The organism is Pseudomonas sp. LBUM1664, from assembly GCF_059695895.1.
On the sequence record NZ_CP166791.1, the window covers coordinates 2243268 to 2258756 of the forward strand.

14 protein-coding genes are annotated in these 15489 nt (G+C 62.7%); 4 read left to right on the plus strand and 10 right to left on the minus strand.

Annotated features, from left to right (window positions below; genetic code table 11):
• Positions 1-68 precede the first annotated feature (68 nt).
• Entirely contained in the window at positions 69-2108 is a 2040-nt protein-coding gene (locus ACA047_RS10610) for an oxidoreductase (RefSeq protein ID WP_497359078.1), read from the plus strand.
• Positions 2109-2227: 119 nt separating this feature from the next.
• The gene (locus ACA047_RS10615) at positions 2228-3136 is read left to right on the plus strand and encodes a 1-aminocyclopropane-1-carboxylate deaminase/D-cysteine desulfhydrase (RefSeq protein ID WP_497359080.1); all 909 of its coding nucleotides are present in this window, start codon (positions 2228-2230) and stop codon (positions 3134-3136) included.
• Between the two features lie 7 nt (positions 3137-3143).
• On the opposite strand, the gene ACA047_RS10620 is transcribed toward ACA047_RS10615, so the two are convergent.
• Both ACA047_RS10620 and ACA047_RS10625 read right to left on the minus strand, forming a co-directional pair.
• Positions 3144-3692: a cytochrome b gene (locus tag ACA047_RS10620; RefSeq protein ID WP_497359082.1), complete on the minus strand. Its 549-nt coding sequence runs from the start codon at positions 3690-3692 to the stop codon at positions 3144-3146.
• Positions 3693-3888: 196 nt separating this feature from the next.
• Positions 3889-5295, minus strand: a complete 1407-nt coding sequence (locus tag ACA047_RS10625; protein WP_497359084.1) for a type VI secretion system Vgr family protein — start codon at positions 5293-5295, stop codon at positions 3889-3891.
• A 219-nt stretch (positions 5296-5514) separates the two neighbouring features.
• Between ACA047_RS10625 and ACA047_RS10630 the strand changes: the two genes are divergently transcribed.
• Positions 5515-6219 (plus strand): YebC/PmpR family DNA-binding transcriptional regulator, encoded by a 705-nt coding sequence (locus tag ACA047_RS10630; RefSeq protein WP_497359086.1) that lies wholly within the window; start codon positions 5515-5517, stop codon positions 6217-6219.
• A 46-nt stretch (positions 6220-6265) separates the two neighbouring features.
• Here the strand turns inward: ACA047_RS10630 and ACA047_RS10635 are convergent, their stop codons facing one another.
• From ACA047_RS10635 to ACA047_RS10670, 8 genes are all read right to left on the minus strand, one after another.
• Positions 6266-7585: a leucine-rich repeat-containing protein kinase family protein gene (locus ACA047_RS10635; RefSeq protein WP_497359088.1), complete on the minus strand. Its 1320-nt coding sequence runs from the start codon at positions 7583-7585 to the stop codon at positions 6266-6268.
• A 217-nt stretch (positions 7586-7802) separates the two neighbouring features.
• Positions 7803-8864 carry an ABC transporter substrate-binding protein gene (locus ACA047_RS10640; protein WP_497359090.1) on the minus strand — a complete coding sequence of 354 codons (1062 nt, stop codon included), beginning with the start codon at positions 8862-8864 and terminating at the stop codon, positions 7803-7805.
• An 18-nt stretch (positions 8865-8882) separates the two neighbouring features.
• Complete coding sequence (locus ACA047_RS10645; protein ID WP_497359091.1) at positions 8883-9998, minus strand: NAD(P)/FAD-dependent oxidoreductase; 1116 nt, start codon at positions 9996-9998, stop codon at positions 8883-8885.
• Positions 9995-11350 (minus strand): FAD/NAD(P)-dependent oxidoreductase, encoded by a 1356-nt coding sequence (locus ACA047_RS10650; protein WP_497360299.1) that lies wholly within the window; start codon positions 11348-11350, stop codon positions 9995-9997. Before ACA047_RS10650 ends, ACA047_RS10645 begins: the two co-directional genes overlap by 4 nt.
• A gap of 32 nt (positions 11351-11382) precedes the next feature.
• Positions 11383-11673, minus strand: a complete 291-nt coding sequence (locus tag ACA047_RS10655; RefSeq protein WP_497359093.1) for a (2Fe-2S)-binding protein — start codon at positions 11671-11673, stop codon at positions 11383-11385.
• Between the two features lie 7 nt (positions 11674-11680).
• Complete coding sequence (locus ACA047_RS10660) at positions 11681-12475, minus strand: ABC transporter permease (RefSeq protein ID WP_497359095.1); 795 nt, start codon at positions 12473-12475, stop codon at positions 11681-11683.
• Positions 12476-12481: 6 nt separating this feature from the next.
• Positions 12482-13351, minus strand: coding sequence for an ABC transporter permease (locus ACA047_RS10665; protein WP_497359097.1), 870 nt, complete (start codon positions 13349-13351; stop codon positions 12482-12484).
• A complete protein-coding gene (locus ACA047_RS10670; protein WP_497359099.1) occupies positions 13348-14373 on the minus strand; it encodes an ABC transporter ATP-binding protein in 1026 nt (341 codons plus the stop codon). The genes ACA047_RS10665 and ACA047_RS10670 overlap by 4 nt, the downstream gene beginning before the upstream one ends.
• A gap of 247 nt (positions 14374-14620) precedes the next feature.
• On the opposite strand from ACA047_RS10670, the gene ACA047_RS10675 reads away from it, so the two are divergent.
• Complete coding sequence (locus ACA047_RS10675; RefSeq protein WP_497359102.1) at positions 14621-15457, plus strand: IclR family transcriptional regulator; 837 nt, start codon at positions 14621-14623, stop codon at positions 15455-15457.
• Positions 15458-15489: the final 32 nt, after the last annotated feature.

Genomic DNA, 15489 nt, shown 5'->3' on the forward strand with positions numbered 1-15489 from the left:
TGTCGACATGACTGATGGAAGCCGCAGAGCTTCCGCATTTTCCGTGATCGCCCGTTGTGGAGTTACCGATGACAGCCCCTCATTACCCGCAGCTGCTGGCCCCGTTGGACCTGGGTTTTACTACGTTGCGCAACCGTACCCTGATGGGGTCGATGCACACCGGTCTTGAAGAAAAACCCGGTGGTTTCGAACGCATGGCTGCGTATTTTGCCGAGCGGGCCCGGGGCGGTGTGGGCCTGATGGTGACCGGCGGGATCGGGCCGAACGACGAGGGGGGCGTGTATTCCGGCGCTGCCAAGCTGACCACTGAAGAAGAGGCCCTCAAGCATCAGATCGTTACCCAGGCCGTACACGAGGCCGGCGGCAAGATCTGCATGCAAATTCTCCATGCCGGGCGCTATGCCTACAGCCCCAAGCAGGTGGCGCCGAGCGCGATCCAGGCGCCGATCAACCCATTCAAGCCCAAAGAGCTGGACGAGGAAGGTATCGAGAAGCAGATCAGCGATTTCGTCACCTGTTCGGTACTGGCCCAGAAGGCCGAGTACGACGGTGTCGAGATCATGGGCTCGGAAGGTTATTTCATTAACCAGTTCCTGGCGGCCCACACCAACCACCGTACCGACCGCTGGGGTGGCAGCTATGAAAACCGCATGCGCCTGCCGGTGGAAATCGTGCGTCGGGTGCGCGAAGCGGTCGGCCCGAACTTCATCATCATCTTTCGCCTGTCGATGCTCGATCTGGTGGAAGGCGGCAGCTCCTGGGACGAAATCGTCCAGTTGGCCAAGGCCATCGAGCAGGCCGGCGCGACCATTATCAACACCGGTATCGGCTGGCATGAGGCTCGGATCCCGACCATCGCCACCAAGGTCCCGCGGGCGGCGTTCAGCAAAGTCACGGCAAAACTGCGCGGTTCGGTGAGTATTCCGCTGATCACCACCAATCGTATCAACACCCCGGAGGTGGCCGAGCAGATCCTCGCCGAAGGCGATGCCGACATGGTGTCCATGGCGCGGCCCTTCCTGGCGGATCCGGAGTTCGTCAACAAGGCTGCCGCGGGTCGTGGGGATGAAATCAATACCTGCATCGGCTGTAACCAGGCCTGCCTCGACCATACCTTTGGCGGCAAGCTCACCAGTTGCCTAGTGAACCCGCGAGCGTGCCATGAAACCGAGCTCAACTACCTGCCGGTAACCCAGGTGAAGAAAATTGCCGTGGTCGGTGCCGGCCCGGCCGGGTTGTCCGCAGCCACCGTGGCGGCGCAGCGGGGTCACCAGGTGACGCTGTTCGATTCGGCCAGCGAAATCGGCGGTCAATTCAACATCGCCAAGCGTGTGCCGGGCAAGGAAGAGTTCTTCGAAACCCTGCGCTACTTCAATCGCAAATTGCAGACCACCCACGTCGAACTTTGCCTCAACACCCGGGTGGATGTGGCGCAGTTGGTGGCGGGCGGTTACGACGAGATCATCCTCGCCACCGGCATTGCACCGCGAGTGCCGGCGATTCTCGGTGTAGAGCATGCCAAGGTGCTGAGCTACCTGGATGTGATCCTGGAGCGTAAATCGGTGGGCCGCAGCGTAGCGGTGATCGGGGCCGGTGGTATTGGCTTCGACGTGTCGGAGTTTCTGGTTCATCAGGGCGTCGCCACCAGCCAGGACCGTGACGCGTTCTGGAAGGAATGGGGGATCGACACCCAGCTCCAGGCTCGCGGTGGTGTGGCCGGGATCAAGGCCGAGCCCCATGCGCCGGCGCGTCAGGTGTTCCTGCTGCAGCGCAAGGCATCCAAGGTCGGCGACGGCCTGGGCAAGACCACCGGCTGGATTCACCGCACGGGCCTGAAGAACAAGCAGGTGCAGATGCTTAACAGCGTTCAATACCTGAAGATCGACGACGAAGGCTTGCACGTTCGCATCGGCGAAACCGGCGAGCCGCAAGTGTTGGCTGTGGACAACATCGTGATCTGCGCCGGCCAGGATCCGCTGCGCGAGTTGCAGGAAGGCCTGGAAGCGGCAGGGCAGAACGTGCACCTCATCGGCGGTGCCGACGTGGCGGCGGAGCTCGATGCCAAGCGGGCGATCAACCAGGGTTCGCGTTTGGCGGCGCAGTTGTAAGGCACAGGGCTTGTGGGAGCTAGGTTGCTCCCACATGGGTTTTTCAGTGAGCACCGATCCTGAGGCCATTTGCGACCGAGCTGTTAAGATTTCAGCTCGTTCCGCATCGGCCTGCTGCAATGCTGCTTTCTTGCCTCCACTGGCACCCCCAACCCCGACTCGAACCCCTTCAACTGGACTGGCTTGCCCGTGCCGGTATTGAAGTGGCGGTGTTGCGTCTGGACCGGATCGATCCGCTGATCAGCGGCAACAAGTGGTTCAAGCTGGTCCACCATTTGCGCGCCGCCCATGAGGCCGGGGCCGAGGGTGTCATGAGCCTGGGCGGTGCCTACTCCAACCATTTGCATGCGCTGGCCGCGGCAGGCAAGCGCTTCGGGTTTCCAACGGTCGGGCTGCTGCGTGGCCATCCCCAGGAAACGCCGACGGTGCTCGACCTGAAAGCGTTCGGCATGCATCTGCACTGGTTGGGTTACGGCGGATACCGAGCACGGCACGCCACTGATTTTTGGCTGCCCTGGCAGGCGCAATACCCGCATTTGCATCCGGTGCCCGAAGGCGGTTCAGGGTTGCCCGGCGCGCAAGGTTGCATGACCTGGGTGACCGGTGTCTGTGAACAACTGGCGGCGTTGGGGTGGGCGGATTATCACGGCTGGTGGCTGGCCTGCGGCACCGGGACGTCTCTGGCGGGGCTGGTGCTCGCCGAAGCGGGGGAGCGTCCGGTTTACGGTGCGCTGGCGGTGCCTCCAGGCCACGGCGTGACGCAGCAGGTCGAAGGCATCGTGCGGGAGGCGGGCCTTTTGAACCCGCTGTATGAATTGTTCGACGCCAGCCGTGGCGGTTTCGCCCGGGTTGATACCGAACTCACCGCCTTCATCCAAACCACTGGCGCAATCGAACTGGAGCCGCTGTACACCGGCAAGGCGTTGATGTTGCTCAAAGCGCGGGTCGAGGCTGGACAGTTTGCCTCAGGGACCCGTTTGATCTTCGTTCACACCGGCGGCCTGCAAGGCCGCCGAGGGTTCGAATAACCGGTCATCAACCGCGTTTGGGCATCATCCGCAGCAGCGTGTTATCGCGCACCACGTAGTGGTGATACAGCCCAGCCAAGGCGTGCAGGCCAATCAACCAGTAGCCGATGGTACCGCCCAGCACATGCCAGCCTTCCAGCTGCTTGGCAAAATCCTTGTTCTGATCGATCAGCAGCGGCAAATCGAAACCGTAGAACATCACCTGATGCCCTTCGGCACTGGTAATCAGCCAGCCCAGCAGCGGCATGGCGATCATGAACAGGTACAACGCCCAGTGCATCAGGCGTGCAAGGAGGGTTTGCCACGCAGGCGACGCCGGAAAAATGGCCGGTGCCTTACCCACGCTACGGGCGAACAGGCGCAGCCAGACCAACACAAACACCGTCAGGCCGAGCATGAAGTGCGCTTCTTTGATCAGGGTCCGGCCGCCACTGCCCTTGGGGAAAATCCCTCGGAACTCGATGCAGGCATAAACCACCGCCAGCAAAACCAGCATCAGCCAATGCAAGGTCACCGTGACGGTACTGTAGCGGCTTTCGGAGTTTTTCCAGGGCATTGCAGATATCTCCAACAATCAGGGTAAAGCGCCGTCTTGAGCGGCGTTGTGCGTTTACTGTAAGCCCGTTTCGCTGGGTTTGCATGAGCCAGATCAGCTTTTGTCAGCATCAAACCCGAGTGTTCTGGACTGCGATGGAACAACTTCTCTGGTCGATGGCAGTCTGGTCAGTGCTGCGGTCCTCAGTGGCGATCCGTCAGGGTGTTGTATCCGGCGGGTTCAGGAGCCAGTCGAACAGCAACCCTGCGTCTTTGTTTCCCGGCGCCGGTTTCGGCGGCGCAGCGGCCTGCCCACCGCCGGTATCGACACCCCCTGGGCACAGCACCGGACGGTCGGGGTCGCCGTCGAGAAAACTCACCAGTACTTCGCTGCCGGCCATCAGGACGGGGCTGTTATTCAGCGTCAGTCGCGATACGGGCAGGGGGATGCCTTCGTCATCCGGGGTCCACAGGCTGACGTTGATCTGGCCGCGCTCATTGGGCCTGGCCGGTTGGCCGGCAGGGCCGAGCACGTGAGCGAGGTGATAACCGGGGATGCAGGGCTTGGGATGCTTGAGGGCCGGCCTGAACACGGTGGACCATGGAATGGCTGAGAATCGGTTGCGGTAGTCCCGGGCCGGCGGTGTGGGTGACAGATTCGTCTCAAGGATCGAAAACTGCCGCCCTCGATGGTGAACCTCGGTGATCAGCCATTGGTCATTGAAGGTTGATACCGGGTGCTCGCAGATCTGCACAATATGGCCGCTGCGCAGGGCCGGTTGGGTGCTGTGGCCGTGGATCTCCCGTTGCCGACAGCGCAACCGCTCAAGACGCCGGCGACCGGCCTGGTCATGGTGAGCGAGCGCCGGATTGCCCCGCATCGTCTCGTGATCAGTACCTTCGAAGGCGTGATTCGCCGCCGTTGCCCCGGCTTCGGTCATCGCCCGGTCACTGAACCCGGCAGGCAAGCCAGGCGTCATTGAGTGGTGACGCTGGTACAACCGCTTGATAGCCGGTTGCAGGTCAGCGTCCGCACGCAGGGGCAGTTCGACCGGCCGCGCCGGGAAGCTTTTCGGGTCTTCGGCAAACACCAGGACATGCCCCAGGGGGGTGTGCTCGAAGTGATAATGGATGCCTTCTTCTTCGCACAACCGTTGCAACAGCTCCAGATCGCTTTCCTCGTACTGGATGCAGAACGGGCGGCGCGGGTACTGGCCATGCGGCAGCTCGAAACGGTAACTGTGGACGGGCAGTGCGTTGTCTTCCAGCAGACGTTGCAGCACCTGCACAACGCTGAGTCGATAGAAAACCCGTCGCCGCGGGCCTTGTTCCAAGTGCTGGAGGGAAGGCACCAGCGTCAAGCGGTAGCCAATGCGGTGCGGTGCATGAGCGCTCAGGCTGACGCTGTGCACAATCCCATGCACGCCCGATTCGCCGTCCAGACGCAGAAAGGCCGGTTGCCCTAGCAGCGCGTCGGGGTTTATTGGCGGCGCCAGGCCGACCAGTTCGAGGTCAAATCGGTACGGCTGGTTGAGGGCTTCCCGACCGTTGAACCGCAGTACTTGCAGGCGCAAGTCGCTTTGCGTGAGTGTCAGGCTGAAGGGACTTTCCATGTCGTTGCGCATCGCGGTTCTTACTTGCAGGGAGAGAGGCGCAGAGGGTACGAAACCCCAGGGTGCAACGGTGCTTGCGAATCGCTATTTCAGAAACCCCCTACAACATATTGTGAAAATGTCGATTCAACAGGGTGAATTTTTTGGTCGATCAGCCGGTTTAGGCCGTATAAACTTGCGCCACAGCGCCGGCCGGCAGATGTCTCGGCGCGTCAGACAAGAGAGTGAGTAATGGGCGCACAGTGGAAGGTTAAACACAAAGAAGCGGCTGCCAACGCCAAAGGCAAGATCTTCGGCAAACTGGTGAAAGAAATCACCATTGCCGCGCGCAACGGCGCCGATACCGCCACCAATGCGCACTTGCGGCTGGTGGTCGAGCAGGCGAAGAAGGCCTCGATGCCCCGCGAGACCCTGGAGCGTGCGATCAAGAAAGGCTCTGGCCAGCTCGGCGAAACCGTGCAATACCACCGCGTCACCTACGAAGGATTCGCACCGCATCAGGTGCCGCTGATCGTTGAATGCGTGACCGATAACATCAACCGCACCGTTGCCGAAATTCGCGTTGCGTTTCGCAAGGGCCAGTTGGGCGCCTCGGGTTCGGTCGCGTGGGACTTCAACCATGTCGGCATGATTGAGGCCGCCCCGGACAGCCCGGATGCCGATCCGGAAATGGCCGCCATCGAGGCCGGTGCACAGGATTTCGAGCAGGGCGAAGAGGGCGCGACGCTGTTCCTCACCGATCCAGCTGACCTTGATGCCGTGCAAAAGGCGCTGCCGGAGCAGGGCTTTACCGTGTTGTCGGCCAAGCTGGGCTATCAGCCGAAAAACCCGGTCAGCGGTCTGACCGATGAGCAAATGGCCGAAGTCGAAGCGTTCCTCGAAGGCCTCGACAACCACGATGATGTGCAGGACATGTTTGTCGGGTTGGCCGGTTAAGCGAACACACTCTCCTGTGGCGAGGGAGCAAGCTCCCTCGCCACGGTCAGTGTTGTGATTCACCCAGCAGTTCTTCAATCTCATCAAACCCTGGCCGTGCCAGTACTTCTGGCTGGCAGCAGCGCGCCTGCAGTTCGTGCAGCTTCGCAACGCCCACAGCGTTAAGCCCCGGCTCGATCCGCGCCAGCAATTCCCCCAGCAGAATCCCGAAGGCCCGCACTTCGATGCGTTGTAATGCGCGGGTTTGCAAGGTGTCCGTGGTGGCGTGGAAAGACGCTGCGCCAAAGTCCCCCAGCAGGCTGTCACCCTGGTCATTGCAAAGAATGTTGTGCCCGTACAGGTCCCCATGGGTGATGCCCTGGCGATGCAGGTGCGCGGCCACCGAAGCGATGCCATGGGCAATGCGCAAGGCTACGGGGGCGCTCAAGCGCAGTTCGTCGGCATACACGTCGCGGGTGCACGACGCCAGGCTCGGCAGCCCGGCCAGGTTGCGGTAACTGGGCTCGATCAACGCCATCACCAAGCCAGCCTGTTCCTCGGGATGCCCGACGATCTGGCCCAGCACGTCAATCAGGTTCGGATGCCGACCTGCGGTGATGCAAGCGTGCATTTCATGCCGTGGCGAGCCGTCGCTGGTCATGTGGCCTTTGTACACCTTCACTGCGACCTTTCGCGCACCTTGGCCCGGCGGCTGCCACAGCGCCTGATGAATCACCCCTGACGCTCCTTCGCCCAACTGTTGTTGCAAGCTCAGTTGCGACCAATCGATGGGCGTCGTGGTATTCAGGGCGGCGGCTTCGTCTTGGGTTTCCAGCGGGTTGCCGGCGTAGGCCAGCCAGCTCAGGCTTGGCAGTTCCAGCAACCACTGCGGCAGCTCGGCCAGTTGGTTGGCGGCGATGCGCAGCAATTCGAGGCGATGGCACTGGCCCAGGCTGGCTGGCAACTGCTGCAAACGGTTGCCGGCCAGCATCAGTTTTTGCAAATGAGGGCGTTGGCCCAGCTCATCCGGCAATTGGCTGACGCAGTTGTCTGTCAGGATCAGCCAGCGCAGCAGTGGCGGCAGGGCGGCGCCCGTCACACGCTCGATGCGGTTGGCCTTGAAACCCACCATGGTCAGCGCGGCACAACGGCCCAGGCATTCGGGCAGTTCAGTGAAGCGGTTGTCCGAACAGAACAGCACCCGCAGGCGAGTCAGGCGATGCAGGTCGTCTGGCAGCGTGTCCAGCGAGTTACCGCTGAGGTTGAGGACTTCGAGGGAGTCGGCCAGGTCGAAGATTTCCCGGGGAAACTGCGTCAGGCCACAGGCCAGGTCCAGCCGGGTGATGCCCGAGAGCTGGCCTGCACGGAGTTGGGCGAGGGTATCCATGGAGGGGTTCGCTGTTGATCAAGGGGCGGGCGCAAAGCCCGAAGCCAGACAGTTAACCAATAATAAGCCCAACACAAAACCCCTGTGGCGAGGGATTTATCTGTGAGAGCAAGGCTGCCCGCGATTCAGGCGCCTCGTTTTCTCAGAGACTGTGTTGCCTTCATCGCGGGCAAGCCTTGCTCCCACAACGGTGTTCCCCTCGCCACTGTCGATCGTTCTAGCGTTCGATGCTGCGGTTCCAGCGTGCGTTCCAGGCCGGGCGCTGTTCGTTGACCTGGTCCCAATCCACGGCGATCGCCGTTTCCAGATAGCGCTTCATCGCCTCTACCTGGCCACGGGTTTTGTCGGTGGTTGGGGTGTTGGGATTGGACGGGATCTGGTCGCCTTCTTCAAGGGCAATGGCCTGGGCTTCAGGGGTCAGCAGGAAGGCGGCGAGCTTCTGCGCCAGTTCAGGTTGGGTGTTCTGGGCGATGGCGCATTCGGCGACGTTGAGCACCACGGCGCCTTCCTTCGGTTGCGCATACTCGACCGGCATGCCTTTGAGTTTCAGCGCGGTCACCTGGGTGGGCGTCAGCGGGAACAGCGCGGCTTCGTCGGTCTGCAGCATTTCGGAGATTTTCGCCGAGCTCGGGATGTACTCCAGCACGTTACGTCCGACGGTGTTTGGCCAGGCCTTGAAACCCGGCTCGACGTCGGTCTCGCTGCCACCCTGGATCCGGTTGAACATCAAGAAACCGTGCAGGCCGAAGGTCGACGAGGCCATCGACTGGAACACCACTTTGTCCTTGAAGCGCGGATCGGCCATGTCCATCCAGGAGGTCGGCGGGTTCCAGCCTTTTTCCTTGAATATCCGCGTGTTGTAGGCCAGCCCCGTCACGCCGAGGCTGACCGCCACCGCCTGTTCCTTGATGCGGCCCTTGGCCGGAATCTGCGCCAGGGGCGGGCTGTCCTCAAGCTTGTCGCACAGCCCCATGGCGATGGCGCGGTACATGATGCCGTCATCGAGGAACATCACGTGCATCTGCGGGTTGCCTTTGCTGGCCTGAACTTTGGCCAGGATATCGGCCGAGGTACCGGGCACGATCACCACCTTGACGTTGTTGGCTTTCTCGAAGGCCGGCAAAACCTTGTCGGCGTAGAGCCGCTCCATGGTTCCGCCGTTCATGCCCAGATAAAGCGTCGGCTCGGCCAACGCCTGGGTGACCGGGAGCAGGGTGCCCAGGCAAGAGAAACCCAGCGAGCAGAAACCGAACAGTGCACTGCGTTTGACGTTATTCATTGGCGCGACCTTCCTCTATCAAGCAACGGAGATGGAGTGAAACCGGGTGATGGAAAACGCATCCAGCGGCGTGTTTGATGCGCCGCTGCAGATGATCTCGGTGAGCGCCTGGCCCACCGCGGGGCCGATCTGAAAACCCGCGCCGGCAAAGCCGAACGCATGCAACAGACCCGGTTGCGTGCTGCTGTGGCCGATCACCGGCTGGCGATCGGGCAGGTAACCTTCGGTGCCGCTCCAGGTACGAATGGCCTGGGCGCCCTCAAGGAATGGGTAGAGCTCGACGGCTTGGCGCAGGATCTCGAGCACCGCGTTCTGACCGGGTCGGGCGCGCGCCTCGTCCAGGGCGAAACCTTGGCCGCCCCCCAGCACGCAATTGCCGCGGGCGACCTGGCGCGCGTAAATACCGCCGCCCTCCACGCCGGTGCTGGCGTTCATCACCCATGGCAACGGCTCGGTGACCAGCATCGCCGGGTGCCCGGCGTACATCGGCACCGCCTCGCCGAACTGCGCGGCAAAATGGCTTGCCCAGGCGCCGGCGCAGTTCAGCAGCCAGGGTGCGTGAAGCTCAAGGCCTGTTTCGGTGCGTACTTCAAAGCACTGGCCGTCGTGCTCCACGGTGTTGACGGTGCATTGCTCATGGATCTGGGCACCATGCCTGCGGGCCGCCTGGGCAAATGCCGGGGACACCAGCCGTGGATTGGCGTGTCCGTCATCCGGGCACAGGGAAGCCCCCACCGCGACTGTGCCGACCCAGGGGAAGCGGGCGCGCAACTCATCGCGATCCAGCAGCTGCAAATCGAGGCCGAAGCCTTGGCTGCTGGCGGCGTAGTCGTGCAGAGCGCGCAGGTCGTCAAGGCTGCGGGCCAGTTTCAGATGGCCGCTGCGCTGATATTCACCGTCGATGCCGATCAACTGTGGCAACTGGCTCCAGATTTCATGAGCCCGCTGCGACAATGGCAGTTGCGACAGCGGTCGCCCTTGGCGGCGCACACCGCCGTAGTTCACACCACTGGAGTGCGAGCCACAGAAGTCGCGCTCCAGCAGTGCCACCCGACGTCCGGCCTTGCTCAGGAACAGCGCGGCCGAGGCACCAACGATGCCGCCACCAATGATCACTACATCGACTTCGATCATGGCTCGACCTCCAGGCCAAATGGCACGGGTTTGACTGGGGCCTGGGCCCGCAAACGGCCGATGCCGCCGAGGGGGCGTCCACTCTCGCGGGCGATGATTTCCGCTGCGGCGGCGCCGCACATTCTGCCCTGGCAACGCCCCATGCCGACCCGGCAATGGGCCTTGACCCGGTTGATCTCCCAGTGGCCTTCACCCACCACTTGGCGGATGTCGCCGACGCGGACTTCTTCGCAGCGGCAAATCACCAAATCGTCGGTGGCGTGGGCTGCCCAATCTTCGGGAAAGGCAAAGGCCCGCTCCAGGCCCTGTCGGAAATGGCCGATGCGCTCCAGGGTTTGTTCCAGCTGGGCGCAACGTTGCGGGTCGATCGAGTAACCGATGTCTTCGAGCAAGGCCAGGGCCGCCCGTTCGCCGGCGCTTTCGGCCGCGTCGGCGCCCATGATGGCGGCACCGTCACCCGCCAGGTAAACCCCTGGCACACTGCTGCGCCCGGCGCGGTCGCGTTGCGGCAGCCAGGCGCGGTTGAGGGGGTTCCAGGTGAATTCGCAGCCCAGCAGGTCGGCCAGTTGGGTCTCGCTGCGCAACCCATGGGCGAAGGCCACCGCGTCGCAATCGAGGGAGTGCTCACCCTTTGGATTGCGCCATTTCAGCGACTGCACCTGGCGTTCTCCGTCGATACGCCAGAGGCTCGCGCCCTGATGCACGGCAATGCCGTGGGCGGCCAGCCAGGCGCGGTAGTAGAGACCCTTGGCGAGGGTGGCCGGTTGCACTAGCAGGCCGGGCAGGGCTCGGGCCTGGGTGCTCAAGGGCGAACTGTCGAGTACCGCGACGACGTTGGCGCCGGCCTTGGCGTATTGATAAGCCACCAGATAAAGCAACGGACCGCTGCCGGCGAACACCACCCGTTCACCGATGGCACAGCCTTGGAATTTCAGGGCGATTTGCGCCGCACCGAGGCTGTAAACCCCAGGCAGCGTCCAGCCAGGTACCGGCAGGATCCGGTCGGTGGCGCCCGTTGCGACGATCACGCTGGACCACTCCACGCGAGCGGCGCGGCCGCCATGCAGGGTATCCAGCAAACCGGCCTCGGCGTTCCACACCAGTGTTTCGGGGCGGTAATCGAGCTGCTCGCGCAGTGCGTCGAGGGTCTGGTGGATGGCGCAGGCCTTGCGTGCTTCGAAGCCATACAGCGTGGCCGGCGAGCGCTTGAAGTTGACCGGTTGCCGCCGATAGATCTGCCCGCCACCGTGCGCAGCTTCGTCCAGCAGGACCGGATATAGGCCTTGGGCGACCAGCGTCTGCGCGGCGCGGATACCGGCCGGCCCGGCACCGATAATGGCGATGGGTTTCATGGCCACCTCGTTGGCGATGCGGTAGGCATGGTTCATGGTTGGCGTCCCGGTTCGCGGCTGACTTGCTGGCCGGCTTCGAGCAGGGTCGAGCAGGCGCGTACGCGGCGGCCGTCGCCCAGGCGGACCCAGCAGTCCTGGCAGGCGCCCATCAGGCAGAAACCGGCCCGGGGTTCGGCGCTGAAGTCACTGCCGCGCAGGTGTTCGCTGCAAGTCAGCACGGCGGTCAGCAGTGTGTCACCCAGCAGGCCGGTGGCAGGTTTGCCGTCGAGGGTAAAGTCCAGGGCCGGGCGGTCGCCTTCGGCCAGTCGTTTCAGCAGAGCCATGGCGCCCTCATTGTTTGCCTACCAGAACCCGATCCAGGCCGTAGACCCGGTCGAGCAGAATCATGGTCACTGCCGTCAGCGCAATGACCAGTGCCGACACCGCCGCCATCATCGGATCGATGGATTCGGTGGCGTAGACATACATGCGCACCGGCAGTGTTTGCGTGGCCGGTGAAGTGACAAAGATCGACAACGTGACTTCATCGAAACTGTTGATGAACGCCAGCAACCAGCCCCCGGCCACTCCCGGCAGAATCATCGGCAAGGTGATTTGCCGAAACAGCGTGAACCGCCCCGCCCCGAGCGACTGCGCGGCCTGCTCGGCGCTGCGGTCCAGGCCAATGGCCGAGGCCAGCACCAGGCGCAGCACATACGGGGTAATCACCAGCACATGGGCGAAGATCAGCCAGGCGAAGCTGCCGTTCACGCCCATCAGCGCAAACAACCGCAGCAGCGCCACCCCCAGTACCAAGTGCGGAATGATGATCGGCGACAGAAACAGGCCGTTGAAAAAGTCCCGGCCAGGGAACTCGAGCCGAGTGATCGCCAGGGCCGCCGGGACCGCGACCAACGTCGCCAGCGAGGCTGCGCAGAACGCCAGGATCAGGCTGTTGTAGAACGCATCGACAAAGTCCGCGCGCTCGAACACGGCACGGAACCAGCGCAGGGAAAACGCCGTGGTCGGCAGGCTCAGGGTGTTTTCCGGGGTGAAGGCCACCAGACAGACCACCACCAGCGGCGCCAGCATGAACACCACCACCAGGGTATGAAACAACAGAGCGAAAGGACCGTTCCTGGACATGACGAGTTACCCCAATGACTTCTTATAGCGGCCTTCGATCATCCGGTTCCACGACAGCATGATCAGCAGGTTGAGCAGCAGCAGCGCGACAGCAATGGCCGCGCCCATGGGCCAGTTGAGCTCCGACAGGTACTGGTCGTAGATCAGCGTGGCGACCATCTTCAAACGGCGCCCGCCGAGCAGGCCGGGAATGGCGAATGAACTCGCGGCGAGGCCGAACACGATCAGGGTGCCGGACAGCACGCCCGGCATGATCTGCGGCAGCACGACCTTGCGTATCACCGTGAACTGGCTCGCCCCCAGAGACAGCGCGGCCTGTTCGGCGGCCGGGTCGAGCTTTTGCAGCGAGGTCCAGACCGGAATGATCATGAATGGCAACATCACATGGACCAGGGCGATGACCACGGCGAACGGGGTGTAGAGCAGCTTCATTGGGGAGCCGCCGAAGGCTTGCAGTGCCTGGTTGACCAGGCCGTCGGCGCCGAGCAACAGGCTCCAGCCAAAGGCCCGTACCACCACGGAAATCAGCAACGGCGTGAGAATCAGGATCAGGAAAATCGAGCGCCACGGCGCCCGCATGCGGCTGAGGATGTACGCCTCGGGCACGCCGATCACCACGCACAACAGGGTGGTCAGGGCGCTGATCCAGAATGTGCGCAGAAAGATCTCGTAGAAGTACGGGTCGCCCAGCAGGCTGGCGTAATGGTCGAGGGTGTAGGCGTCGCTCTTGATGCCCGAGCTGTAGTCGAAGACGTTGAACGACAGCACCAGCGTCAGGCCCAGGGGAATGACCAGCAGACCCAGGTACAAGGCCAGGGCCGGTGCGGACATCAGATAGCCTTGCCGGCCCCGGCGCATCCCGTCGATCAGCTTCATGCCGACACCTCGTCGACACTCAGCACCCGCAGCAGCGCCGGGTCCCAGTCAAGGCCCACCGCTGTGCCTTCGGTCAGGGGCGCGCAACCGTCGTTGCGGCGCACCACGCAGAGCTCGCCCAGGCTGGTCGAGACGCCGTACAGCCATTGGCTGCCGAGGAAGAAGCGGCTGACGATGGTGCCTTGCAGTCGCCCCGAACCCACGTCGCACAGATCGATTTTTTCCGGGCGCAGGCTCAGGGTCAGTTCCCCATTGCCCTGGCTACAGGCTTGAACGACGCCTGCGCTGTCGCGCTCGCCGGGTAGCAGGTTGGCTTTGCCGACGAAGCCGGAAATGAATTCGGTGCGTGGGTGTTCGTAAAGTGTGTAAGGCGCGTCGATTTGAGTGATGCGCCCGGCCTGCATCACCACCACTCGATCACTGATGGACAGTGCTTCGCACTGATCGTGGGTGACCATCAACGTGGTGATCCCGACTTCTCGCTGGATACGGCGGATTTCGTACTGCATCTCCTCGCGCAAGTTGGCGTCGAGGTTGGACAGCGGTTCGTCGAGCAACAGCACCGGCGGTTCGATCACCAGCGCCCGGGCCAGCGCGACACGCTGGCGCTGGCCGCCCGAGAGTTCCCGTGGGTAGCGTTCGGCGTGCAGGTCCAGGCGCACCAGTTTCAGCACCCGATCGACCCGTTGCTGCAGCTCTGCGTTGGCCACTTTGCGCATGCGCAGGCCGAAGGCGACGTTGTCCTTGACGGTCATGTGGGGAAACAGCGCGTAACTCTGGAACACCACGCCCAGGCCACGGCTGGCGGGCTTGGCGTGGGTGATGTCGCGACCGTCCAGCAGGATGCGTCCGCTGCTGACTTCGACGAAGCCGGCGATCATTTGCAAGGTGGTGGTTTTGCCGCAGCCGGAGGGCCCCAGCAGGGAGACGAACTCGCCTTTCTCCACCGAGAGGTTGGTGGCCACCACGGCGTCGATGTCGCCGTAACGTTTACCAAGTCCTTCAAGTTGCACAAAAGCCATAGCTGCGCTCCACCTGAGATTGTTATGCGTCGCTGTGAGGCGCGCTTTTTTATGGGCAGATACGAAAGGATGCTGCGGGGGGGCGTTGGCGCTCGACTTGAGTGGGTCGGCTGCCGCTGTTGTTCGAATCGCCCCTGTGTGGACGCAGAGTAGGACGAAGAATAGGATGGGCTCAATGGAGTATTTCACTGAGGTGATGACTATTTTCAGTTTCATTCAGTGAGTAAATTTATTGATTGGAAATAACATGAAAAATTCCACTGATCGGAATATTGAGAAGGGTGAAGTTGGGGTTGGCGCAGTCGCCAGGTTATTTGCCGTGTTGCGCAGCCTGGGTGACACCGTCGAGGGCGCGGAGCGGGTGACGCAACTGGCCCAGCGCATCGGTCTGTCCCAGCCGACCACACACCGCTTGCTGCGCAGCCTGATGGACGAGGGCATGGTCGAGCAGGACGCGCGTAGCAAACGCTATCGCCTGAGCCTGGACTTTTTTGCCTTGGCCGCCCGTGCCGGGAACACCGGTAACCTGCGTGAACTGGTACGCCCGGCCATGCTGCGGCTGTCGGCTTCGCTGGGGGATTCGTTATTTTTGCTGGCGCGCAGCGGTTTCGATGCGATCTGTCTGGACCGCAGTGAAGGGCCGTTCCCGATCCGCACGTTCACCGGCGACATTGGCGGCCGAGTGGCGTTGGGCGTGGGGCAGGGCAGCCTGGCGATCCTGGCGTTTCTGCCCGAGGAAGAGCGCGACACGGTGATTCATTACAACCTGCCGCGTCTCAAGGATTTTCATTTGTACGACGAAGTCTTCCTGCGCTCGGAGGTGGAGAACGTTCGCACACTGGGCTACGCCGGGCGCAACACCGGCGTGCTGCCCGGCATGGCCGGTGTCGCCGTGCCGATCCTGGATCGGGAAGGCCGTGCCGTGGCGGCCTTGAGTGTGGGGACGGTGACCGATCGGCTGGGGCCGGATCGGCTGCCAACGGTGGTGGAAATGCTCAAGCGCGAAGCGGCCCTGATCGGGCCGCGGATCAACCCGTTTGACCCGCTGTTGCGTAGGCCTTCGCAGGTGTTTGGGCAGGGGTGAACACACCTTGAAGCCCTCTACAGTGGGCGCAA

Bases quoted from the DNA above. Each gene is read 5' to 3' on its own strand.
- ACA047_RS10660 (WP_497359095.1), bottom strand. From the start codon at position 12,475: ATGTCCAGGAACGGTCCTTTCGCTCTGTTGTTTCATACCCTGGTGGTG.
- ACA047_RS10670 (WP_497359099.1), bottom strand. From the start codon at position 14,373: ATGGCTTTTGTGCAACTTGAAGGACTTGGTAAACGTTACGGCGACATC.
- ACA047_RS10675 (WP_497359102.1), top strand. From the start codon at position 14,621: ATGAAAAATTCCACTGATCGGAATATTGAGAAGGGTGAAGTTGGGGTT.
- ACA047_RS10640 (WP_497359090.1), bottom strand. From the start codon at position 8,864: ATGAATAACGTCAAACGCAGTGCACTGTTCGGTTTCTGCTCGCTGGGT.
- ACA047_RS10620 (WP_497359082.1), bottom strand. From the start codon at position 3,692: ATGCCCTGGAAAAACTCCGAAAGCCGCTACAGTACCGTCACGGTGACC.
- ACA047_RS10650 (WP_497360299.1), bottom strand. From the start codon at position 11,350: ATGAAACCCATCGCCATTATCGGTGCCGGGCCGGCCGGTATCCGCGCC.
- ACA047_RS10665 (WP_497359097.1), bottom strand. From the start codon at position 13,351: ATGAAGCTGATCGACGGGATGCGCCGGGGCCGGCAAGGCTATCTGATG.
- ACA047_RS10615 (WP_497359080.1), top strand. From the start codon at position 2,228: ATGCTGCTTTCTTGCCTCCACTGGCACCCCCAACCCCGACTCGAACCC.
- ACA047_RS10625 (WP_497359084.1), bottom strand. From the start codon at position 5,295: ATGCGCAACGACATGGAAAGTCCCTTCAGCCTGACACTCACGCAAAGC.
- ACA047_RS10610 (WP_497359078.1), top strand. From the start codon at position 69: ATGACAGCCCCTCATTACCCGCAGCTGCTGGCCCCGTTGGACCTGGGT.
- ACA047_RS10635 (WP_497359088.1), bottom strand. From the start codon at position 7,585: ATGGATACCCTCGCCCAACTCCGTGCAGGCCAGCTCTCGGGCATCACC.
- ACA047_RS10655 (WP_497359093.1), bottom strand. From the start codon at position 11,673: ATGGCTCTGCTGAAACGACTGGCCGAAGGCGACCGCCCGGCCCTGGAC.
- ACA047_RS10645 (WP_497359091.1), bottom strand. From the start codon at position 9,998: ATGATCGAAGTCGATGTAGTGATCATTGGTGGCGGCATCGTTGGTGCC.
- ACA047_RS10630 (WP_497359086.1), top strand. From the start codon at position 5,515: ATGGGCGCACAGTGGAAGGTTAAACACAAAGAAGCGGCTGCCAACGCC.